Source organism: Deltaproteobacteria bacterium (genome assembly GCA_009692615.1).
GTDB lineage: Bacteria > Desulfobacterota > Binatia > UBA9968 > UBA9968 > DP-20.
Genome location: SHYW01000001.1, coordinates 87,318 through 109,441 on the forward strand (window position 1 = coordinate 87,318; position 22,124 = coordinate 109,441).

The following is a 22,124-nucleotide window of genomic DNA, read 5'->3' on the forward strand; positions in this document are numbered from 1 at the left end:
GGTCCGGATCTATAACTTTGGCGGTGAAGAGTCGGGTTTGGCTGCTAAGTCGCGGCTCATGTGAACGGCGGCTTCCATGCCTTGGTAGTAGCCGGGGAGTTGTTTCTGCGCGCGGTAACTCATGCGTTCGTAGAATTGTTGAGCGCCTTGGTTACTGTCGCGCACTTCAAGAGCGATGTGGAAGATTCCACCTATCGTGGCGCATTTTTCCAGCCACTCAAGCAACTGGCGGCCGATGCCTGAGCGACGATGTTCGGCGGCGACCGCGAAGAGATCTAAATGCGCGTCGTCGTCGCCGTAGCGCATGATGCCAAAGCCGACGATGCGATCGTCGAGGCGCGCTACCAGCACGTTGACGTTAACGGCGCGAATGCTCGCTTCCACCCGCTTCACCGTCCAACGCCATTGCAGCCCGTATTCGATCAACTCGCGCGACATAACGGCGATGGCGCGGGCGTCCGCCAATCGCGCTAGTTTCAACGACAGTTCAGAACGGATCATGGCGTGTGCGGTTCACCAAGCGTTAGTTCAGTGCTGTTTGATAAAATCCGCGGCGCGTTCGGCGATCATCATGACGGTGTAATTGGTGTTGGCATGGACGACGGTGGGCATGATCGACGCGTCGCCGACCCACAGGTTGTCGAAGCCGTGCACACGCAGCTGTTGATCGACTACGGCCATTGGGTCAGAGGCGGAGCCCATCTTGCAGGTGCCGACGCCGTGATAGTAGCTGGTGTACGACGAACGCGCGAATTTTTCCCAGTCTTCGTTGACGCCGGGAGAAAATAACTCGCCGAAAAATTCGCTCAGGGGTTCGGTGCTGGTCAAACGTTGGACGAATTTCATCGCCGCCAACATTGCCGCGATATCTTTTGGATGTTCCAAGATCTGCGGATCGATGTTCGGTAAATCGTTCGGATCGGCACTTTGCAAAGTTAGTTTGCCGCGGTTGGTTTGCTCCAGGAGATTGCACGAGAAACCGAGCATGTCGCCGATGCCTGACACGCTGATCGCTTCACGCGGGATAATATGAAAGTTGAGATAGTCGCGCGCCGGGTCGGTTTTGAAATAAAGCTTCAAAGTCGGGCGGCCGCGCATTAGCGGTTTCTGATTCGCCAGATTGGCTTTGAAGGACATCGTCAGCATCGGGTGATCTTGATAGTTCTCGCCGATACCGGGCATGTCGTATACCACGGCAATTCCATGGCGCTTGAGCTGCACGCTCGGGCCGATGCCGGACAGCATTAAAATTTGCGGCGAGTGATAAACGCCGGCGCTGAGCACGACTTTGTCAGCGATGGCGGTTTGTTCCTGCCCATCTTTGCGATAGCGCACGCCAGTGACGCGCTTGCCGTTCAAGATCAGCGAGCTGACGGGAGCTTCATCGATGATTGTTAAATTTGTTCGCGGGCGCGCCGGATCGAGATACATCACCGTCGCCGACTGGCGCTTGCCATCTTTAGTGTTCCGCGCCACCGGCGCGACGCCGTGGGGGTTGGGAATATTTTGATCGACGAAACGGGGCACGCCGAGTTTGGCCAATGTTTCGAGCAAGGCTTTTTCTTGCGCGCCGAGCTCGATGTCGAACAGATGCTTGCGCTTGACGTAGATCGGCCCCGAGTTGCCATGGATCGGATCGCTAGGAAAATCTTGATCGGCCTCCATCCGTTTCAGTACCGGCAAGACTTTGTCCCACGCCCAATCGGGATTGCCCTGACTCGCCCAAGTATCGAGGTCGGCTTTGATCGGCCGCGGAATCGCCATCATGTTCACCGACGACCCGCCGCCGGTGATCCGTCCCGCCAGCGAATAGAACTCACTGCCGTCGTAATTGCGCTTGGTCGGGTACATCTGGATGTACGGACTTTCGAGTAAGACGTGACTGGTCTTCTCGGCATCGGCGACTACGTCGGGAATCGGCTGCGGGTCCGGCCCGGCTTCGAGCAGTAAAACTCTACGCTGCGGTTCTTCCGAAAGACGAGACGCCAACACGCAGCCCGCCGAGCCGCCGCCGACAACAATTACGTCGTAATGATCGGACATGTAAAACTCCCACAGAATCCCTCGCTACGCGCAGAGCGCTACTGGGTAAATCGGATGTATGTGATTGATTCCTAGCATGACTCCGTTGCCCCGAGTAGGCCGTGAGGCCGTAGCGAGGGGTTCTTCATTCAACTAATATCAAAATTTATATCTCACTCCCCTTTGAAATCCAACATTCCCTGAAACTCCAACCCTTCGATCTCTTGCAGCGTTCTTCCCGCGATGCCTTGGAGGTCGCCGTACATGCCGACGGTGGCTTGCATGACGCGGTCGATTTGTTCCTCGCGCTTGGCCCATTGACGGGTGATGGCTTTTTTCTCCACGTCCAAATCTTTTTGCATCGACGTGAATGCTTCGACAATCGCCTGAACTCTTTGGCGGAAGCGCGGACCGGTCAAATAGCCGTAGACCATTTCCATTTTTGTTTGTTGGCCTTCGCTCGCTTGGCGAGCGGCGGCGACTTCGATCAGGCTTTGGCGCAGCGATAGGGCAACCGGCAGTGCGACTTTGGGATCGGCAACCCAGACGCCGTCGACGAAGCCAAACGTGTCGATTTCCTTCGGCAGCGCCTGACTGATGATAACGGCGATCTCGGCCTTGGCCGCGCGCTGGTCTTCGCGCAGTTTGGGGAGCCAGCCGTCGCTCCAATTTTTTGTCCGCTTCGATTCCCAGAGGATCGTGCCGCAGATTTGATTCAATGGCCCCATGACTCGCTGTAAGACGTCGCCGCCGAATTCGCCCTTGGGCACCGGTAGGATCGTGTCGCGGGGGAATTTTGCCGTGAGCAAGGCTTCGAGTTCTAGCTCCTGGACTTCTCCTTGAAGTTGTTGCGAGCCTTGTTCGGCGCGCCGTTTTAAGTCTTCGATTTGTTTCTGCATCGCCGTGATGGTCTGATCCTTCTCCATCACTTTGAACTTCAACTCTTCTTCGGCTTCTTTCTTGGCCTTTTCGCGCTCGCTACCGAGATCGGCTTGAACTCGCTTGGCAACCGTCAATTCCAACTCGCGCATGGCGTCGTCCAGTTCGCGCTGCTTGCCGATCAGCGCAGCTTGAGCCTGCTGCGCCTCGGCGAGTTTCACATCGCGTTGTTTCAAAACTTCCTGCAGCGTGCTGATCTCTTTGGCTTTCTGATTGAGATCGTTGCCGAGAACCATTTTCGCTTTTTGCTGTTCTTCGGCGGCGATGCGGACGCGTTCTTGTTGCAGTTTCGCGGCGATTTGCTGGTCGAGGGTGGCTTTGTCTTTGGCAATTGATTCGGCTCGCTCGTTCAACGTTTGCTCGCGCTTGGCCATGTCGGCATCTTTTTGCGCCAAGCGTTGTTCGAACTGCCGCTTCACGTCGGCGAGCAGTGGCGCGGCGAGGGATTCCGTCAGTTTGATTTCGGTTTTGCACTGCGGACATACAACTGTGGGTTCGGCCATGGGATCTCCCGTTCGTGTTCGTGGTTCTGAGATAGGACGGATCCGAGCGATAGGACCGATCGGACGAATCGCAAGCGACTCATCATAGACTTATGAGTTTGAGCTCAGCCGGAAAAACTCCACGGCGTTGCCGCAGACCATTTTGTGTTTTTCGCCTGCCGGTATACCGGCGAAGTTTTTTTCGATGATCTTGAGCGACTCGGGCCAGTCGGTTTCTTGATGGGGAAAGTCCGAACCCCACATCAAGCGGTCAATGTTGATTTTGTCGCGCAGTTCGACGCCGACGCGGTCGAATTGAAAACCCCAGTAGCAGAACTCGCGAATATATTCGCTCGGCGGCCGCTTAAGCGGTTTGAATCCCAACAAACGCTCGGCCCAGCGATAATGGCGGTCGTAGCGTACATCCGCAGCTTGGAGAAAAAATGGAATCCAGCCAATCTGATTCTCGGCGAAGAATACGCGCAGGGTCGGAAAGCGGTCGAACAGCCCGGACAAAACCCATTGCACGGCTGGGATCGAGCCGTTGCCGCGCACCGGGCCGAAGCGGCCCACTTGATCGACCAGGTCATGGGTCAGTTTTTTTAAAATCTCTTCGGACTCGTTGGGATATTTGAACAGCGGCCCTTTGCGTTCGCCGCTGCGGTCGAGATCGACATGGACGCTGATCGGCATGTTCAATTCCAACGCGCGCGCCCAGAAGCGGTCGTCGGCTTCTGATGGATAAGCTTTGCCACTGGGAAAACCTTGCAGCAGGACGGTTGTAAAACCCGCCTTGGCGCAGAATTCCAGTTCAACGATCACGTCGGCCAACTCGCAACCCAAGGGCAAGATGCCGACGCTGAGCAGACGGTCGGGAGCCGTGGCGCAGTATTCTTCGACTAGCCAAGTGTTGTACGCGCGTAGGATCGCTTTATAAGCGTCGTTGTCTTCAACCCGGCGCCAAAACTTCGGCCCGCCTTGCTGGGAGGGAAATAACACTTCGGCGTCGATGCCATCGCGATCTTGTTCGCTGACGCGCTGCGCCGCGCTGCCGGTGCCGGGGGTGCCTTCGTAGCAGCCATCGAAGGGCACGTAGGCGTCGCGCCCTTTGCCGCCGTAAAGGTCGGCGGCCGCGGCGGCGCGTTTAATATTTGCCCCGATCATCCAAGCGTCGCTGCCGTTGTCTTGACGCACCAAGCGCGGCGCCTGTTCGCGATATTTTTCCGGCACGCGACCGAGCCAATGTTTCGAGTCGATTTCTAGATGCGAGTCGCCGGAGATGTAACGATAATTTCTAGCCACATTAGTGCTCCTTTAAACTTTGCCGCCGCGCTGCCGGTGAAATTGTTTTCGCAGGCTGATACTAGCGAAAACCCGCCGCTCTTCCAAGCGAATCGGAAGTGTTGCCAAAATCGCTGGACAATGCGCCATGTTCCGGTTTAGAAATGGTTGTCACGGTCTCAGTTTTTCATTGGGAGGAATCTAAATGACGCTGGTTGTAGGTGTGGCGACGCCGCGAGTTGAAGCGGTAGCGAAAGTTACAGGCACGGCGCAGTACAGCGCCGATCTCAATTTACCAGATACACTATGGGGCCGCTGTCTGCGTAGTCCGATCGCCTACGGCCGGATCAAGCGTATCGATACCAGCAAAGCTTGGCAGATTTCGGGCGTCAAGGCGGTGATCACCGGCCTCGACGTGCCGGGATTGAGAATCGGCCGGTGCATCTACGACACGCCCGTGATGGCGGACGGCGTGGTTCGCTTCATCGGCGAGAAAGTTGCGGCCGTGGCGGCGGAAAGTAAAGCGGCAGCGGAAGCGGCGCTGGAACTGATCGAGGTGGACTACGAAGAATTGGAACCGCTGCTCGATCCAGTGGTGGCGACCAAAGACGGCTCGACGGTGCTGCATCCCGATTTGCTTTCTTACAAAGGCTTGCCCGTGCCGGTGGAAAAAGCCGGCAATGTCTTCGCCTATTTGAAATGGGGCAAGGGCGATATTGACGAAGGCTTCAAGCAGGCCGACATCGTCGTCGAAAATAATTTCACCACGCAAGTGACGCATCAGTCTTATCTCGAACCGCACGCCTGCGTGGTCGACGCCAAAGCGGATGGCAGCGCGGATATCTGGTCATGCAGCAAGACGCCCTACGCGGTGCGCGGCCAGCTGTCGAACTGCATCGGCATCGCCAAAGAAAAATTTGTTTTCCATCCCATGCACATTGGCGGCGACTTTGGCGGCAAGGGCGGCTTCATGGACGTGGCGGTGGGTTACTTTCTCTCGAAGAAGGCCGGCCAGCCGGTAAAAATGGTCATGGACTACACCGAGGAATTGACTGCCGGCAATCCGCGACATGCGTCGATCATCAAGATCAAAACCGGCGTCAAGAAGAGCGGCAAGATCGTCGCGCACCACATGGAATTTCTTTTCGATAGCGGCGCCTATGCGTCGATGAAGCCGGCCGGTTATCTGATCGGCGCGTCGACCTGCGCCGGGCCGTACAAGATCGCCAATTGCTTGATCGAAGAGCGGATGGTCTACACCAACAAAATTCCTTGCGGCCACATGCGCGCGCCGGGCGATCCTCAAGGTTTTTTCGCCAACGAGAGCCAGCTCGACATGGTGGCGCGCAAGCTCGGCATGGACCCGGCGGAGTTCAAACGCAAAAATATGTTGCACGACGGCGACGAGACGCCGATCGGCGGCCATATCTCGCATATTCGCGGCGACGAAGCGTTGGACAAGGCGATCCAGCTCGCCGGCTATAACAAACCTAAAGCGAAAAACATCGGCCGCGGTTTGGCGTTTTCCGAATGGAGCCCGAGCGGCGGCGAGGGCAGCGTGTTCGTCACTATCGAAGAAGATGGCAAGGTGAAAATCATTTCACCCGTCGTCGATCAGGGCGCCGGCGTGTTGACGGTGATCGTCGCCGTGGTCGGCCAAGAGCTGCAAGTGCCGGCGGCGGACATTCAGTTGAAACAAGCCGACAGCACGATCGTGCCGAGCGACGGCGGCGTCGGCGGCAGCCGCGCCACGCGGGTTTACGGCAACGCGTCCTTCGAAGCGGGCACCAAGGCGCGCGAAGAGTTGTTCCTGTTCGCGGCCCAAGCGCTGGAGGTCGATCCCAAGGAATTGACCACCGACAAGGGCGAAATTTTTCACAAACAATCGAAACGCAAGATGAGCTTCGCTGAAGTGGTGAAGTTCAAAGGCGCGCCGATCTACGTGCGCGGTTATTACAAAAGCTCGGAGAAGTCGCACGACGCCTCGGTGTCGGCGCAGATCGCCGAAGTGCATGTCGATCCGGAGACCGGCCAGGTGACGTTGCGCAACATGGTTTCGGCGCACAGCACCGGAAAAATTATCAATCCCTTGATGCATCAAGGCCAGGTCGAAGGCGGTATCGTCTTCGGTCTCGGCTACGCGTTGACCGAAGAAGTGTTGTTCGATGACGGCGGCCGGATCACGACGAGCAACTTCGGCGAATTCAAAATCCCCAACATCACCGACATCCCGCCGTTAAAAACTCACGTCGCCGAAAGCGTGCCGGCCGGACCGGGGCCGTATAATTCTCTCGCCATCGGCGAAGTCGCCAACACGCCGACCGCCGCGGCGGTTGCCAACGCCGTCGCCGACGCCTGCGGCGTGCGCATCACCGATCTGCCGGTGACATCGGAAAAGGTTTATCGGGCGCTGAGAGCTAAACACTAAGTTTCGGGTTTCGCGTTAACTCGAAACTCAAAACCCGGAACTCGAAACTGCGATAGACGAGGGATTTTTTATGGCTGAGTCATTGCGTTACTACATAGCCCACAATGGCGGCTTGAAGGTCATGGAGAACCGTTCCGGCGCGATGCAAACCGTCGCCGAGCACTTTCCTGGCGTGACGCTGGAGCATTTGATCGGCTGCATTGAGAAACCGGAAATTGTTTTTGCTGCGGTCGCGTTCGACGGTGGCTACCGATCCGAAGATGCCGGCAAGAGTTGGACGAAGATCATGGACGGCGACGTACGCACGTTTACCGTGGACCCGCACGACGAGCACGTCGTTTACATGGGGATCGGACCGATCCGCTTGTTCCGCAGCGAAGACGGCGGCAAGAAATTTGAGCCGCTCGACGGCATGCTCGACTTTGGCAATGAAGTTACTCAGAAGTGGGGCGTGCCGGCGCAGCTAAAGGGCGTCGAGTTTCCCCATGTGCGCCATATCTTTGTTCATCCCGACGATCGGAATTTGCTCTGGGTTCTGCTCGAACACGGCGGCGTCCTGCTCAGCCGCGACCGTGGCAAGACCTGGTATGACCGCAGCGTCGGCATCGACTACGTCGACATGCATTACATCGAAAATTTTCCCGGCAGCAAAGAGCGTTACTTCGTCTCGTCAGCGCGCGGCTTTTTCCGCACCGATAATAGCGGCGAACACTGGCGGCGCGCCGAGACCGGCATGCCCTGGGCGTACACCGAGATGCAAAGCTACTCCCATGAGTGGCACTTCATGCCCGGCGGGCGCATGGTGCTGTGCGGCGGCAAAGGTTCGCCAGGCGTATGGCGTCGCGACCGCCACTCGCCGCTCGGCCATATTCTCTTGAGCGATGACTACGGCGAGCGCTGGCGCAACTCGACCAAGGGTTTGGAAAAAGAGAATGAATGGATGCCCTGGGTATTGCTGCAACATCCCACCGACAAGAACGCGCTGTTCTGCGGCATGGGCGACGGCTCGCGCGGCTACGGCTTCGACGCGCGCATCACGGGCAAGGGCGGTTTTTACACGAGCCGCGACCGTGGCGACTCGTGGGAGCCGGTGTTGAAGGACACGCCGTCGGTGCTGACCGCGTGGGTGGCGGCGAATTGAAGAAATCTTCACCACGGAGGGCACAGAGGGGAGAATTTGGTTTCGGATATTTAACCGCAAAGAACGCAAAGTACGCAAAGGGGAAAAGTCATTTCTGAACTTGGCGCCTTTGCGCCTTGGCGGGATGAATTCCGCGTTCGTCTGGTGTAGGGGCGACCGGCCGGTCGCCCTCTTATTCATCGCAATGAAAATTCTAATCCGCACGCTCGTGCTATTTTTCTTCGCGACGCTGACTTCCGCCGGAGCCCAGCAAAAAGTTCGGCTCAACTGGGGCGCGATCAGCGGCGTCATGAGCCCGATCTGGGTGGCGCGGGAAGAAGGGCTGTTCAAGAAACATGGCCTCGATCTCGAACTGATTCACATCGCTTCCACTTCCAAAGCCATTCAGTCGATGCTTGCGGGCGAAATTCAATTCACCACCGCGGATGCGTTGAATTCGATTCAAGCCGTCGCCGCGGGCGCCGATGTCGTGATGGTTTGCGAGGGCGTCAATCGCTTCGTCTTCTCGATCATGGCGCGGCCGGAGATCAAGCGCGCAGTGGATTTGCGAGGCAAGAAGATTGGCATCACGCGCATCGGCTCGTCGACCCACACGGCGGTGCTTCATGTCGTCAACAAAGCGGGTCTGGGGCCCAACGATTATACTTTGCTCCAACTTGGCGAGGTGCCGAACATCTTGACGACGCTGCTTGCCGGCCAGATCGACGCCGGCGCGCTGTCGCCGCCGACCAACAGCCGGGCGAAAAAATCTGGGCTGCATGAACTGGTCAACCTCGGTGTCGATGGGCCGGAGTATCCTTCGACGGTGATCGCCAGCACGCGCGCATACGTCAAAGCGAATCCGGATAATACCCGGCGCATGGTGCGCGCGTTGGGGGAAGGCTTGCACATCTTCAAGACCAACCGGCAGATTGGCATGAAATCGATCCAAAAATATGCGCGCTTGAAAGAGGCGGACATCGTCGAGGACACGTACAATCAATTTCGCGATGCTTTCGATTCTTTGCCGTACGTGAGCCGAAGCGGGATCGCTTCGTTGATCGCGGGCTTGGGCGAGAAAGACACCAAGATTCGCCAGCTCAAGTTCGAAGATGTGGCGGACATGCGCTTTGTCACGGAAGTGGAAAAAGAGGGCTTCTTTAAGAAGCTCAAATAACAATCGACGTTGGAGGTCGGTAATGAAACTCAAACTAGTATTTTTGGCCGTCGCGATTTTGTCGCTGAGTCGGTTGGATGATTTAGGAGCGCAGATGAAAGAGTTAAAAAAAATTCGCGTCAATGTTTTTCGTGTCGACGCGGCCACCGTGGCGGCCAAGGTGCGGGGATTTTTTGCCGCCGAAGGCTTGGAAGTCGAGACCACCGAGACGCCGAACTCCACGGATCAAATGCGCGGCCTGAGCCAAGGCAAATACGACTTGGTCTCGACGGCGTTCGATAACGTGCTGGCGTGGTCGGGGCGTGAAGGGACGGAGATGGTCGCTGTCGCGCAGATTTCCGATAAGACCGTGCTGCCGATTTTCGTTCGGCCGGAAATCAAAAGTTGGAGCGATCTCAAAGGCAAGAAGCTAGCCGCGGATGCCGTCGATACGGCGTTCGCATTAGTTTTGCGGCGCGTGTTGCTGGCGAATGGTTTGGATATGACCAAGGGCGATTACGAACTCGTCGCACTCGGCGCCACCGGCGCGCGGTTGGATTCGATGATCAAAGGCGAGACCTTCGCCGGTGTTTTGAATCCGCCTTTCGATATCAAAGCGCTCGATGCCGGCATGCGCAAGATCGGCGACTCCAAAGAAGTGCTGCCCGATTATCCCAACACGATCTTCGCCGTGAGCCGCGAATGGAGCCAAAAGAATCGCGACACCGTTCTCAGTTTTCTTCGTGCATGGCTAAAAGCGGGAGCGTGGGCGAAGGACCCGGCCAATCGTGAAGCGGCAGTCAAAATGGTCGGCGCCGAGTTGAAACTCAATCCCAAGCAAGCCGAAGCGAGCGTCGACGAGCTATCGACGACCGGCAATCTAAATCTGCCGGGCCTGCAAATCGTTCTCGATCTGCGCAATCAATTCGGCTTCAAACTGCCCAAAGGCGACAAGCTGCCGGTGTATTTCGACGCAGCGTTTATCGATGGGGCGAAGGGGAAGTAGGTGATTAGTTGTTAGTTGTCAGACTGATCGGATTGACAATCTGGGAACTGAGCACTGGCAACTGATCAGGCGTAGGGTGCGCTTGCGCACCGTCCTAGGCGCGGTGGCACCTGTAGGTTGCGAAATCGTGATTATTCGATGAATTGGCAACGAAACTTTTGCATCACCGCCATGTTGGCTGGCGCAGTTACACTTGTCGTCATCGATGGCGTTGCCGGATTCATGAGCTTAGTCCTTGTCTATCCAACGATACTTGTAAGTGTTCATTTTGCCGATCGGATCGCTTTCAAATATTCGAGTATCTCTCGGCAGCTTCAAATATGTTTGCTCGCTAGCGTCATTGCAGCCGAGGCAATCATATTTATCGTGTGGTTCCTTAAAGGCGCGGACACAGTTTGGTGGGGTTGGCGCTTACTAATTTGTTACGCTGGTGCTGTGATGGTGATTGCGGAGCGACTCTGGCGGTACTCTGTGTCACCTAATAGGTAGTAACTTGAAGTCCCCTTGTCCACTCACCAATGGTCTCGGATTGGTGCGCAAGCGCACCCTACTAATAACCGAATCCGTATAGCCGCGCACAGTTGTCCCACAAATATTTGCGTTTGCTCTGATCGCTGAACGGCATTTTTAAAAAACTATCCACCGCGTGGGGGAATTTTACGTCCAAATGCGGGTAGTCGGTGGAGAAAACGATGTTGTCTTCGAGGCCGAACTCGGGGATGAATTTGGCGATGTGCTCGTCGCATTCCACCGCGCCCCAGCACTGGCGTTGAAAATATTCCAGCGGTTCGAGTTTCATTTCCGGATGTTCGGCGGCGCCGGTGAGTTCGGCGTATTCGCCCATTCTCCAAAGCAGCCACGGCAGCCAGGCGCAGTTGTCCCACGTGAATTTCCGCTTGCTCTGGTCGCGCAATCGACAGTCAAATCTAATCTCCCAACTGCCGGATTTCGGATTGAGTCTCCCGCTTATTGGTCCTGAAAAAAAATGCAATCGCGATCAGTCCCACATAGATAAGCGCGATGAGAAAGAATAAGTCCTGATACGCGCGCGCGAGCGCTTGGGTGATGAGCGTGTGGGCGAGCAGGGACTCGGCGCGCTCTTCCACGGCGAGACCGAATTGTCCGGCCTGAACCAAAAGCCCGCGGATGTGCGCGAGCGCCTCGAAGCGCTCGCTAGTGACAAACGCCGCGCCTTGCAGAGGCGGGATGGAGTAAAGATTCATATAAGCGTAGCGCTCGAGGAGAAAACTGAAAACTCCGACGCCGAACGCTTCTCCCAGTCCTCGGCTCATGCCGATGATGCCGCTGCCCATGCGCGCTCGGCCCTCCGGCAACGCGCCCAGGGCTAGCGTGTTGAGCGGCGCGTTCAAGCTCGACTCGCCGAAGCTCTTCAAGCACAGGAAAACGAAGATCATCGTCACCGTGGTCCATAACGTCATCGTCGACAGGCCGTAGACCGCGATGAAGAGAATGACGAAACCGGATACGATCGGTACGCGCGGACCCAGCCGGTCGCTCAAGCTCCCCGCTAGGGGCGACCACAGGCCGGTGATCACCGCGCCGGGCAGAAGAAAGATCCCGGCTTGGGTGGGGCTATAGTTGAGCGCCTTCTGAAGAAATAGCGAAACTAAAAAACTGGCGCCGCGGAACGCGAAGACGCGCAGAAAAATCAAAATATTCGCTATGCTGAAATTGGTATTGCGAAAATAACCCAGCTCCAAGAACGGCTGCTTCGCTCTAGTTTCAGCCAGCAGAAAGAGCACGGTCAGGATCGCGGCCGCGATGAACAGGCCGACGATGAATCGGCTGCCCCAGCCTTCTTCCTGGCCCAGGCTGAGAGCGAGCAGCAGCGCGATTGTCGCGCCGATCATCGTCACCAGACCGAAAGCGTCTAGTGGCGCCGCCGCCGCGGCGTGAGACTGCGTGCGCGGGAGAATGTAGTAGCCGGCGACAATGCTCAGCAAGCCGGTCGGGAGATTGATGTAAAAGATCGCGCGCCAATGCACATGTTCCACCAGATAACCGCCTAGAATTGGGCCGAGGAAGGGGCCCAAGGACCAACCGGTCATGAACAGCCCCATCGCCAAGCCGCGCTCGTTGCGTGGAAAGGCCTCGAACATGATCGCCATCGCCACACCCAGAAGCGGCCCCGCGCCGATCCCTTGAATGATGCGAAAAAAAATCAACGATTCGGTATTCCAAGAGAGCGAACAGAGCAACGATCCCGCGGTGAAAATGGCCGTACTAACGATGAAGACATTGCGATCGCCGAGGCGATCCCCCAACCAGCCGACGCAGGGAATAAGCACCGTGCGGGTGATCATAAAGCCGGTCAGCACCCACTGAATGCGATTCAAAGAAGTGCCGAAGGACGACATCATGGTAGGGATCGCGATATTCACCGCCGTCACGCTCAAGCCCACGGATAATGTTCCGAGAAATAGCGTGATCGCAATCGACCACTTGCGAAAACCGTCGAAACTTTGAAGATGGCTCAACGCGGGATTCATTGGACCGTTCAGTGAGAATGTTTTTTGATCCGCACCACGACGAGCATGCCTACTCTTAGCGCGCCGTTAGTATTTGTCACGGAGATCTTGACCGGCAGCCGCTGGGTCGACTTGATGAACTGCCCGGTGAGCTTCTGCGGTGTAAACAGGGAAAACTCCGAAACCGTGGCGCCGCCAACTTCGATCACCTTGCCGCCAAATTGCTCATCCGGGTAGGAATCCACCTTGATGATCACCGGGCTGCCGGGCCGAATAAAGCGAATCTCGGTTTCTTCGACGTTGGCCTCGATCCAGTAGCGGCTGGCGTCGACGACCATATAGATCGGATGACCGCTTTGAATCACTTCTCCTGTGTGAGCGTTCTTTTTCACCACAATCCCAGCGACGGGACTGTGAATCGTCGTCAGTTGCAGCTTGCGGTTCAAGTCGGCCAGCACGGCTTCGGCGCGCCGCACGTCGGCGCCGCGGGCCTGAAGATCAGCTTCCATGACCGCTGTTTCTTTTGCCTTGATCCGCGCCAAATCCAACGTGGACTCGCCCTCTTTGATTTTCTCCTGCATGGTCGATGTCTGCGCCTCGGCCTGGCGCAGGCTGGTTTTTGCCCGCTCCAATTCCTGCTCGGCCACCAGCGCTCGATCGAAGAGCTTATGATTCCTCGACCAGTCCTCTTTCACCTGATCGGCATGGGCACGCGCGTCATCGAATTGGTGGCGCGAAGCTCTGACCGCGGCCTCCGCTTTCACCACTTCTTCTTTTTGTCTGACGACGTGTAATTCGATCTCCTTTGCCCCTTGCTGCGCCTTGTTACGCAAGCGGTCCGCCTCCGCTTCGGCTTGTTGGAGCAAGATCTCCAGCTCGCGGCGATCCAGCGTTGCGAGCACTTCCTGGCGGGCTACCAGGTCGCCTTCCTCTTTGGTGAGTGAACTGAGCTTGGCGGTCAGTTCCGCGCTAACCGCCACGATCTCGGCTTTGATGCGGGCGTCGTCCGTGGAGACGTACCCCGAGGTTCGCCACCACCACACGCCAAACCCGCCAACGGCGGCGATAAAGGCTGCCAGAGCAACGAACGTCTTCCAGGATTGAAAGGTCATATCAAAAACCGCGTGGCGAAGGGGAAATATCGAATACGTTTCAAGTTTCGAGTTTGGGGTTTCGAGTTCGGGGAGGGGAAACCCGAAACTTGTAACCCGAAACCCGAAACTGTCTTAGTACCCAAAACCATAAAGTCGCCCGTAGTTGCGTAGGGTGCGCTTGCGCACCGTCAGTTGTGCGGTGGTGACCTCGGAATGGTGCGCAAGCGCGCCCTACTCGGTCTTAATATCCAAACCCATACAGCCGGGCGCAATTGTCCCAGAGATATTTCCGCTTGCTTTGATCGGTAAAGGGCATTTTCAAAAAGCTTTCCACGGCGTGCGGATACTTCACGTCCAAGTGCGGATAGTCGGTAGAGAAGACGATGTTATCTTCGAGGCCGAACTCAGGGATGAACTTCGCGACATGTTCGTCGCACTCCACGGCGCCCCAGCACTGGCGTTGAAAATATTCCAGCGGTTCGAGTTTCATTTCCGGATGTTCAGCGGCGCCGGTGAGTTCGGCGTATTCGCCCATTCTCCAAAGCAGCCACGGCAGCCACGCGCAGTTGCCTTCTAAGAACGCCACTTTCAGTTTCGGGAAACGCTCCATGACGCCGCCGTAGATCATGTCGGCGCAGGCGTGCATGTTGGCCATCGGAAACGACAGGGTGTTGAACATGGCGAAGCTTGGGATCAAATCCGAGATCGCCGGTTGCGGCAGGAACACGCGGCCGGCTTCGTGGAAGCCGACGGGCACGTTTAGTTTTTGGCATTCTTCCCAGAGCGGATCGTAGTAGGGATCGCTCCACATTTTGCCGTTGACGTGGTTGGGACGCATGAGGATGCTTTTGAAGCCGAGCTCTTTGACGATGCGGCGAGTTTCCTCGACCGCGGATGAGACATCGTGCGGCGCGACGATGGCAGCGCCGAACATTCTTTCCGGAGCGACTTTGCAAAAATCATGCATCCAGTCGTTGTAGGCTTTGGCGATGGCGGCGGCGAGTTCGGGATCGAGGCCGTCGACGGCGAGGACGAACAGGCCGCGGCTCGGATAGAGAATCGCCACGTCCAGACCTTCCTTGTCCATGGCGCCAACCTGGGCAATGTTGTCGAAGTCGCGCGCTTCCTCTTCGGGATAACGTTCGTTGAGGATCTTCTCACGAATTGGCCGCAGCGCTGGGATCGGTTTCGGCGTTGGCCGCGGCATGATCTTGCCGTCGACTTGCACGCCGAGATCGCGCTTGTGGCGGTTGAGTCCGATGGGCGCGCGATCGAGAAATTTCTTGTCGATATATTTTTGCCACAGATCGCAAGGCTCCATGACGTGCATATCCGAGTCCATCGCTTTGAAACCGTTTTTCATGAAGTACTCCCAGAGAAAAATTCGCGCTAGACCATCGAATAACAAAGGATCACGCGGCTGTCAATTTGAGCGGAGAAGAGCTTGATCTCGCCAGAGCGCTGGCGCTGAAATATTTTCTTGTCTGCGATCGCCTTAGCAGGATCCTGAAAAAACTTTCGGAGTCCTTCGCCGGGCTCATGACGAACGGAACAGAGGTAAAAATCATTGAGGAAAATCCGTTCATGCTGAGCCCTTCGTCACGGCTCAGGACAGGCTTGTCGAAGCATGTTCCGATTTTTTCAGCACCCTGTTAGCGTACTAATCGGCGCGCGCGCAGGGAGTTGCATCGACTGAACTACGCCACGGCTTTGGATTGGCCCTTCTCGACGCGCTCACGAAGCCGCGGATAGAAACGCAGCGGGTTGTCCCAGAAGATTTTGCGCTTCAGTTCATCGCTGACATCTTTGCGATTGATCAGATTGGGAATGTCGTGGCTGAAGTCGCGTTGGTCGCGTTCGTGCGGGTAGTCCGACGCCCAGATGAGCGCGTTGTCATTCGCCACTTGCGCGGCCAGCGGCAGGGCCGACTCTTCGACTTCGACGGCGAAATAGATGTTGCCCTTCTTGACGTACTCGCTCGGTTTCAACTTGCAGCGCGGCGAGTAATGGCCTTTGCGTTCTTGTTCTTCGTCCATGCGGTCCATCATGTAGGGCACCCAGCCGACGCCGCACTCGATGCAGCCGAATTTGAAATTGGGGAACAATTCGAAAATGCCTTCGAACATCAACGCGGTGAACTGGCGAATCTGCGCGAAGGGATGTTCTAAGGTGTGGCCGATGGTGAAATTGTTGACCGCATCCAAGCCGAGGGACGGCATGCTGAGACCGCCGTGCGTCGACACCGGCACGTCGAGTCTCTGCGCTTCTTCCCAAAGCGGATAAAATTCCGGACCGCTGTAAAGTCTTCCGCCTGGCGCCACCGCAGGCAAGACCGCGCCGACCATTCCTAATTCGGTCACCGTGCGGCGCAGTTCTTTGACAGCTTCGCCGATGTCTTGAATCGGCAACAACGCGACGCCGACCAAACGCGGGCTCACCGCCATGAACTTGTTGTAGAGCCAATCGTTGTACGCCTTGGCCATGCAGATCGCCCAGTCGTGATCTTGAATCGCGCCGTGGGTGAGGCCCTGGGTCGGATAAAGTACCGTCAGTTCGATTTTGTTGATGTCGAGGAAGCGCAGCCAATCTTGCGCGTTCGGTCCCGTGCCGCCACCGGCCCAGCCACCTTTCTTGCGCAGCGAGCGCAGAAAGCCGTCCATGGTGAGACCGGGCCAGAACGAGTAGCTGTGATGCCATTCGAGATCGTTGTACGGCGGGCCGATGAACTCGCGCAGCTCCGAGTCGAGTTCCATCACGTGGCCGTCGGCATCGATGATTCTGTAGTCGGACATGTTCGTCTCCTATGAGTTTCGGGTTTCGTGTTTGGTCGAGCAAAGCGACTATCAAGATGTTCCGAACTTCCCCCTTTGAAAAAGGGGGACTGAGGGGGATTTAAAACTCGACGCAAAAAAAAATCCCCCTTCCCCCCTTTTTTAAAGGGGGGATCAATAAGCTAAGTGTTTCTAGTATTCTCCGTAAACAATTCTTCCACGCTCAAATTTCGCCCGAGCATGCCTTGCTGGCTCGCGAACTTAATCAGGTTCTCCACGTCGTTGTGGTTCTCTTTTAGCCCTTGGTAAAACGGGTCCTTGCCGAAAAATTTTCTTTCCTCTTCCAAATAGGAGCGGCCCCAAGCGAAGCTCAGCCGGTGCGGTTGTTCCATGAATTCGTTATACGCTTTGCGCGATGCTAAGAGCGCTTCGTAAAGACTGGTCGCCACCCAGGGATCGCGGTCGAGGATTTCTTTTTTGATCACCACCGGGTGCATGATCGGGAAAACTTTGGTGCGTTTATAATACTCGCGCTCTTCTTTTTCGAATTCGGGAAACAAGCGCTCGACCGTGCCGTCGCCGCGAATCCAACGTTGCGGTAGATCAGGTTCGACTTCGGCGTCGACTTTGCCTTCGACCAGCAGGTCTTCGAGCTTGCGGTTGTCTTCGACGAATTCGACTTTGATGTGCGGCGGTAGTTTGAAGCCGACGTGTTCCTTATTCACAATCACCCAGGTGACATCGCCGACGCCGAGATCGTAGCTGTTCATCAGCATGCCTTTACTGACTAGCGCGAGGGTGTTTTCATAACTGCGCAGGCCGATACGGCCGCCTTTAAGGTCAGAAGGCTTCTTGATGCCGGAGCCGGCTTTGATGAAGCAAAATTTATGACCCCACATTCTGCGGGGAAAAAATGGGATGGCTTGTAGCCGGTCGATGTCCTGGCCGCGCGCGACCAGATAGGACGACATGGAAAACTCGCAGGCGTCGTACTCGCCGTAGTGAAACATCCGTTCGTGGCGGATGCCGCTTTCCACCGTGATGACGTTCAAGTCGAGGCCCTGGGCTTCGATCAGGCCGTCGCGCAGTGGTTGCAGGTAGTCATATTTATCGAAGGCGATGGTGAGTTTGAGTTTGGCCATAAAATTGTCTCCAATTATTTCTTGCCGTAGAGCCGATCGATGAAGCCGTTGCTTTCCAACTCCTTGACCAAATCCATATCGGCAAATCGCAGCGGATTCAATTCCGCCGTGCCCGGCTTGGTGCGGTCGAGATCTTGGAGCGTGAACTGAATGCCTTTGATCGACGGGTAGGGTTTGGGCAGATAGTCGGCGGCGATGAATTTATAAGCTTGATTGAGAATGTCGGGATCGGAGATGCGCGTGTTCTTCGCCATGATCTTTTTGGTTTCTTCCGGGTGGGTCTTGGTGAAATGGATCGCTTCCACCAGGCCGCGCATGAAGCCGCGCGCGGTGTCGCGCTGTTCGGTCAGATATTTTTTGCTGGCGACAGCCGAGACCGTCAACGATTCGAAGCCGTAGTCGAAAACGTCTAGCAAAGTGCGAAAGCCGAACTTCTCCGCCGCCCAACGATCCTCGACGGTGAGCATGGTGCCGGAGATTTGGCCGTTCTTCATCGCTGCCAGCCGGTCGGGTGAGTTGCCGATCTGCAGAATGGCGACGTCTTTCTCCGGATCGAGGCCGGCTTTGCGGAGGGCGAAGCGCAGGATGAAATCCGACGAGCTGCCGAAGCGCGACACCGCCACCCGTTTCCCCTTGAGCTGGGCGCCGGTTTGAATGTCTTTGGCCACGCCAAAATAGCGCGGCCCGGCGGCGGAGTGAAACGTCGAGAACAACACCAAGTCGGTGCCGGCGAGATTGCTGACGATCGCTTGCGACCCGCTGGTGATCGAGATCGGAATGTTGCCGTTGAGCATGCCCTGAATCAAAATGCCGCCGCCTTGGACGTAAAGCACCTGGGCGTCGAGGCCATGCTTCTTGAAAAAGCCGATATCGCGCGCCACCCACACGACGGTGTTGTTGGCGCCAATGGTCGAGTAGGCGAGGTTGATGTCTTTGCTCCACGCCGGCGCCGGTTGACTCAGTAAGCTTGCCGCGAGTGCTAGGCAAATGAGCAAGCGAGTTCTAATCATCTCGGCGATCATAAAAGTCAGTTGCGTCGCTGTCAATCTATCTGGTGATTTCATTGACACACATGGGAGCGGGTGTTAAGTCACAGTCAAGTTTAACTAAAGGAGAATATTATGCGCTTCGATGGTAAATCGGTGATTATCACCGGCGGCGGCGGCAAGATCGGTAAGGCTTATGCGTTGGGATTCGCCAAAGAAGGCGCCAAGGTTGCGCTGCCGGATATCGCCAGCGCCGATCATGTGGTCAAAGCGATTCGCGACATGGGCGGGACGGCGATCAGCATGGCCTGCGATGTGTCCGACGAAAAAAGCGTCAAGGCGATGGTCGATGAGGTGGCCAAACAATTCGGCAGCGTCGATGTTCTGGTCAACAATGCCGCCTACTTCATGACCGTAAAGAAAAGCATGTTCTGGGAAATGGAGGTCGACGAGTTCGACAAGGCGATGGCGGTCAACGTGCGCGGCTCGTGGCTGTGCGCCAAGGCGGCGTTTCCGTACATGAAGCAGCAGGGCAAGGGGAAGATCATCAATATCTCGTCGGGCACCGCGCTCAACGGAAGCCCGAATTACATTCACTACGTGACGTCGAAGGGCGCGCTGATCGCCATGACTCGCGCGATGGCCAAAGAAGTCGGCGATTACAACATCTGCGTCAACACCGTCAGTCCCGGTTTCGTGGTCACCGAAGGGCGCGCGGTGGACCCCGCTTTCAATGCCAGCCGTGTCGCCGGCCGCGCTATCAAACGCGTCCAGGTCGAGAACGATCTGGTCGGCACCGTGTTATTCTTGTCATCCTCCGAGAGCGACTTCATGACCGGCCAGCTGCTCAACGTCGACGGCGGCGCACATTTTGTCGGATAATCAAATGCCGTAAAGGGTAAACGGTTAGGGGTTAGGCGATCCGAATCGGAAACGCTTTACCCCTTACCCTTCACGCCTTACTTCTTTCACTGGAGTTTCCATGCGTTTCAAAGACAAGTCCGTGATCATCACCGGCGGAGGCGGCAAGATCGCCAAAGCTTACGCCATGGCGTTTGCCGAAGAAGGGGCGAAGTTATCTTTGCCCGACATCGCCAGCGCGGATCAGATCGTCAAAACCATCCGCGACATGGGCGGCACGGCGATCAGCATGGCTTGCGACGTAGCCAACGAGCAGAGCGTGCAAGCGATGGTTAGCGAGACGGTGAAGCAGTTCGGCACCGTCGATATTCTCATCAACAATGCGGCCTATTTCATGAGCGTTTGGAAAGGACCGTTCTGGGAAATGAAAGTGGAAGAGTTCGACAAGGCGATGGCGGTCAACGTGCGCGGCTCGTGGCTGTGCGCCAAAGCCGCGGTGCCGCACATGCAGAAACAAAAAAGCGGAAAGATTATCAACATCTCTTCCAACGTCGCGCTCACCGGCAATCCCAACTACATCCATTATGTGACTTCCAAGGGCGCGCTGATCGCCATGACCCGCGCGATGGCGCGGGAAGTGGGCGACTGGAATATCTGCGTCAACACCGTTAGCCCCGGCTTCGTTGTCACCGAAGGCCGCCAGGTCGATCCGGAGTACGAAAAAATCCGCGCCCAACAGCGCAGCTTGAAAAAGACCCAGGTGGAAAGCGATCTCGTGGGAACAGTGTTGTTCCTGTCTTCAAGCGAAAGCGATTTTATGACCGGCCAGTTGTTGAACGTCGACGGCGGGTTTCATTTCGTCGGATGAGAGAAGGGTTTGGCCGCACCCTTCGACAAAGCTCAGGGCGATCGGGAACGCAACGGGCGAAAAATGGAATCGGATTCGTAGGGGCGGGTTTTAAACCCGCCCTGCGTTTTTGGATTCGGATGATTAACCACAAAAAGCGCAAAGGGCGCAAAAATCAAACCCAGTGATCTGAAGTGGCAAGGCCTGCCTTGGCTGTCTGATTTAATAGCCGCGCTGCCAGTCGATGACGTTTTCCAGCGGCTGGCCTTCGAGATAATGCGCCAAGTTTTCGCAGAATAACTTCACGCCCTGGTGCTCGGAGACGTCTGTCACCGCGGAGACATGCGGTGTGATGACGACTCGTTCATCGTCCCACAGGCGGATGTCAGGCGGACGTTCGAATTCACCGTCGTAGACATCAGTGGCGAAGCCGCGCAATTTGCCCTCGGCCAGAGCAACGATCACAGCTTCTTCGTCGACGATCTCACCGCGTGCGATGTTGACCAAGACCGTTCCCGGTTTCATCGCGGCAAACGCTTCGCGACCGATCAGATGTGTCGTCTCTTTCGTCCACGGACAACAAACGGCGACAAACTCGCTCTCGCGCAGCAACTCATGCAATGATCGGGCGGGTTCCAATCGCGTAAAACCTGGCGGCAGCGCAGCTTGTGAGGAAACTTCCCGCCGCGTGCCGACCACGCGCATTCCCGCCGCCGCACAGAGTTGCGCCACTTCCTGGCCGATGCCGCCGGCACCGACGACGCAAACAGTCTTGCCGCGAATAATTATCGGATCGTAACTGTGATGATCGAGTTGGTGCCGCCGCTGGTCGCGGTAGCTCAAGTGAAGCCCGCGAGAGAAGTGGAGGAAGCTCGCCAACACATACTCGGCCATCGGGCGACGGTTGGTCAGGCCGCGCGAGGTGGTCACAACAACGTCTGAACTCCACAGATCAGTATCGAGGAAATTACTGGCTCCGGCTGGAAGCTCATGAAGCCATTTCAGTCGAGGTGCGCGAGCGCGGATGTCTTTGACCGGCGGCCAGCCCACGAGCATGATCTCGGCCGACGCCAGTGCTTGGTTTCGCTGGGCAATGGTGGTTGCAGGATATTTACGAGAGCCAAGATAACGATCGACGGTCCACTGCGGCCAAGTAGCGCGCAGCTCAACATCAAACCATCCTCTGGCATCGACAACTTTGACGCGATGATTGATCTTGGCAATGCGGTCGAGCACCGGGTCGGGCACCTGCTGAATCACCAAAACTTCGACGCTCTCCATAGCTGGCATGGTACTTGTTATGAGAAGTATGGCAAGTCTTTGTTCGTAACCGCGGATCTTGGATTGTTTATTAAGGAATCTCTGAACAAGTCATCTAGCAAGTCGTCTAATAACGAAGAGCAGAAAGACCGACAAGGTGAGGCGGGAGGAAAGAGCGTGGGGGAGCAGACAACGTTTGCGAGTTTGGCGTGGGCGAGAAAGAAAAAGCAGAGCAAGCGG

18 protein-coding genes are annotated in these 22,124 nt (G+C 56.5%); 6 read left to right on the forward strand and 12 right to left on the reverse strand.

Annotated elements, in window-relative coordinates; translation table 11 throughout:
• Positions 1-9: 9 nt before the first annotated feature.
• From EXR70_00440 to EXR70_00455, 4 genes are all read right to left on the reverse strand, one after another.
• Positions 10-501 (reverse strand): GNAT family N-acetyltransferase, encoded by a 492-nt coding sequence (locus tag EXR70_00440; protein ID MSP36940.1) that lies wholly within the window; start codon positions 499-501, stop codon positions 10-12.
• A gap of 27 nt (positions 502-528) precedes the next feature.
• The gene (locus tag EXR70_00445; protein ID MSP36941.1) at positions 529-2,043 is read right to left on the reverse strand and encodes a hypothetical protein; all 1,515 of its coding nucleotides are present in this window, start codon (positions 2,041-2,043) and stop codon (positions 529-531) included.
• Positions 2,044-2,195: 152 nt separating this feature from the next.
• Positions 2,196-3,464, reverse strand: coding sequence for a DUF2130 domain-containing protein (locus tag EXR70_00450; protein ID MSP36942.1), 1,269 nt, complete (start codon positions 3,462-3,464; stop codon positions 2,196-2,198).
• Between the two features lie 90 nt (positions 3,465-3,554).
• A complete protein-coding gene (locus tag EXR70_00455; GenBank protein MSP36943.1) occupies positions 3,555-4,745 on the reverse strand; it encodes an amidohydrolase in 1,191 nt (396 codons plus the stop codon).
• Between the two features lie 184 nt (positions 4,746-4,929).
• Between EXR70_00455 and EXR70_00460 the strand changes: the two genes are divergently transcribed.
• The 4 genes from EXR70_00460 (at position 4,930) to EXR70_00475 (ending at position 10,434) form a co-directional block, all read left to right on the forward strand.
• Positions 4,930-7,152 carry a xanthine dehydrogenase family protein molybdopterin-binding subunit gene (locus EXR70_00460; GenBank protein ID MSP36944.1) on the forward strand — a complete coding sequence of 741 codons (2,223 nt, stop codon included), beginning with the start codon at positions 4,930-4,932 and terminating at the stop codon, positions 7,150-7,152.
• Between the two features lie 70 nt (positions 7,153-7,222).
• Positions 7,223-8,293: a hypothetical protein gene (locus tag EXR70_00465; protein MSP36945.1), complete on the forward strand. Its 1,071-nt coding sequence runs from the start codon at positions 7,223-7,225 to the stop codon at positions 8,291-8,293.
• A gap of 124 nt (positions 8,294-8,417) precedes the next feature.
• Positions 8,418-9,449, forward strand: a complete 1,032-nt coding sequence (locus EXR70_00470) for an ABC transporter substrate-binding protein (protein ID MSP36946.1) — start codon at positions 8,418-8,420, stop codon at positions 9,447-9,449.
• Positions 9,385-10,434, forward strand: a complete 1,050-nt coding sequence (locus EXR70_00475) for an ABC transporter substrate-binding protein (protein MSP36947.1) — start codon at positions 9,385-9,387, stop codon at positions 10,432-10,434. Before EXR70_00470 ends, EXR70_00475 begins: the two co-directional genes overlap by 65 nt.
• A gap of 550 nt (positions 10,435-10,984) precedes the next feature.
• Here the strand turns inward: EXR70_00475 and EXR70_00480 are convergent.
• The 7 genes from EXR70_00480 to EXR70_00510 all read right to left on the reverse strand — a co-directional run bounded on the left by EXR70_00480 (position 10,985) and on the right by EXR70_00510 (position 18,994).
• Positions 10,985-11,278, reverse strand: a complete 294-nt coding sequence (locus EXR70_00480; GenBank protein ID MSP36948.1) for a hypothetical protein — start codon at positions 11,276-11,278, stop codon at positions 10,985-10,987.
• Between the two features lie 82 nt (positions 11,279-11,360).
• Entirely contained in the window at positions 11,361-12,944 is a 1,584-nt protein-coding gene (locus tag EXR70_00485; protein ID MSP36949.1) for a DHA2 family efflux MFS transporter permease subunit, read from the reverse strand.
• Positions 12,945-12,952: 8 nt separating this feature from the next.
• On the reverse strand, positions 12,953-14,035 hold the full coding sequence (locus EXR70_00490; protein MSP36950.1) for an HlyD family secretion protein: 1,083 nt from the start codon (positions 14,033-14,035) through the stop codon (positions 12,953-12,955).
• Positions 14,036-14,258: 223 nt separating this feature from the next.
• Positions 14,259-15,380, reverse strand: coding sequence for a hypothetical protein (locus EXR70_00495; GenBank protein MSP36951.1), 1,122 nt, complete (start codon positions 15,378-15,380; stop codon positions 14,259-14,261).
• A 334-nt stretch (positions 15,381-15,714) separates the two neighbouring features.
• On the reverse strand, positions 15,715-16,809 hold the full coding sequence (locus EXR70_00500) for an amidohydrolase (protein MSP36952.1): 1,095 nt from the start codon (positions 16,807-16,809) through the stop codon (positions 15,715-15,717).
• Positions 16,810-16,970: 161 nt separating this feature from the next.
• Positions 16,971-17,930 carry a hypothetical protein gene (locus EXR70_00505; GenBank protein MSP36953.1) on the reverse strand — a complete coding sequence of 320 codons (960 nt, stop codon included), beginning with the start codon at positions 17,928-17,930 and terminating at the stop codon, positions 16,971-16,973.
• 14 nt (positions 17,931-17,944) lie between these two features.
• The gene (locus EXR70_00510) at positions 17,945-18,994 is read right to left on the reverse strand and encodes an ABC transporter substrate-binding protein (protein ID MSP36954.1); all 1,050 of its coding nucleotides are present in this window, start codon (positions 18,992-18,994) and stop codon (positions 17,945-17,947) included.
• Positions 18,995-19,051: 57 nt separating this feature from the next.
• Here EXR70_00510 and EXR70_00515 point away from each other — a divergent pair, with 57 nt between their 5' ends.
• Positions 19,052-19,798 carry an SDR family oxidoreductase gene (locus EXR70_00515; protein ID MSP36955.1) on the forward strand — a complete coding sequence of 249 codons (747 nt, stop codon included), beginning with the start codon at positions 19,052-19,054 and terminating at the stop codon, positions 19,796-19,798.
• Positions 19,799-19,898: 100 nt separating this feature from the next.
• On the forward strand, positions 19,899-20,645 hold the full coding sequence (locus EXR70_00520) for a 3-oxoacyl-ACP reductase FabG (protein ID MSP36956.1): 747 nt from the start codon (positions 19,899-19,901) through the stop codon (positions 20,643-20,645).
• 201 nt (positions 20,646-20,846) lie between these two features.
• Here the strand turns inward: EXR70_00520 and EXR70_00525 are convergent, their stop codons facing one another.
• Entirely contained in the window at positions 20,847-21,914 is a 1,068-nt protein-coding gene (locus tag EXR70_00525; GenBank protein MSP36957.1) for a D-2-hydroxyacid dehydrogenase, read from the reverse strand.
• Positions 21,915-22,124: the final 210 nt, after the last annotated feature.